Below are 1,224 nucleotides of genomic sequence, written 5' to 3' on the forward strand. Positions count from 1 at the left end.
TGGTGGTGTTGTGTGAACGAGGTATCCGCAGTTTCGATAACTATACCCGCAATATCTTAGATTTAGGAGCAGTAGTAGCACTCAAGCAGTTGACTCACTTGCCAGTGATTGTAGACCCTTCCCATGCTGTGGGTAAGCGGGAATTAGTGGCACCTCTGGCAAAAGCTGCAGTGGCAGCTGGTGCAGATGGACTGATTATTGAATGTCACCCGGAACCAGAAAAATCCGTTTCTGATGCTAGACAGGCGCTTTCCATCGAAGCAATGGTGGATTTAGTTCATAGCTTAAAGCCGGTGGCAGCAGCAGTGGGACGACAGATCGCAGAACCTGTCACTCTTCCCGAGTTAGCGATTGACCTTGGCCAAAAGGCCACGCTACGCGAACGGTCACGCTACGCGAACGCATCTTAATCTATAGCGCTACTTGAGCTGGAGTAGGGAACTTCGGACAAGGGAACAAGGAATGATTTAGGGTGGTCTTATAGCCCTGCATCGCTCTTTCCTACTGTTACCTGTTCCCTATTCCCTGTTCCCTATTCCCATCAATGGTAGTTTCACATCTTAAATGAAAATGCTAGATTAGCCATCAATCTCCTAGCATCTGCAATTTATATAAACTAGCGTACAACCCGTTTTGCCCTAACAATTCCTCATGGCTTCCCGACTCTACTAACTCTCCTCGCTTTAGTACCAGAATCCGGTCTACATTACGGATAGTGGACAGTCGGTGGGCAATAATAATTGCAGTCCGCTGTTCTAACAGCCGTTCCAAAGCTTCTTGAATCAGAGCCTCGGTAGCCACATCTAAACTGGCTGTTGCCTCATCCAGCACCAAGATTTGGGGGTTACGAATTGCAGCACGAGCAAATGCTAACAATTGTTTTTGGCCAGCAGACAGATTAGTGCCTCGCTCTCGCAGCTGGGTATCGTAGCTTTGGGGCAGTTTTTCGATAAAACTAGCCACGTTAGTCACCTGCGCTGAGGTTTTAATTTCCTCAATGGAGTAGGTTTCTCCTAAGGAAATATTACTTTTAACATCACCAGCAAAAAGAAATCCCTCCTGAAGGATGACCCCGATGTGGCGTCGTAGTTCTGCTTGGGGTAAATCCCGAATATCAATCCCATCTACCAGAATTCTGCCTTGGCTTGGTTCATAGAGGCGGCACAGCAACCGAATAATGGAACTTTTACCTGCACCGGTTGGACCAACTAAAGCAACTTTTTC

At 47.3% G+C, this 1,224-nt stretch carries 1 protein-coding gene and 1 pseudogene; one reads left to right on the forward strand and one right to left on the reverse strand.

Annotated features, from left to right (window positions below; translation table 11 throughout):
- A pseudogene (locus F6K49_RS50575) lies at positions 1-410 on the forward strand (3-deoxy-7-phosphoheptulonate synthase); the annotation flags it as partial.
- A gap of 175 nt (positions 411-585) precedes the next feature.
- On the opposite strand, the gene F6K49_RS50580 reads toward F6K49_RS50575, so the two are convergent.
- The coding region (locus F6K49_RS50580) for an ATP-binding cassette domain-containing protein (RefSeq protein ID WP_293110437.1) at positions 586-1,224 on the reverse strand (639 nt) is incomplete at its 5' end.

Source organism: Moorena sp. SIO3I6 (assembly GCF_010672095.1).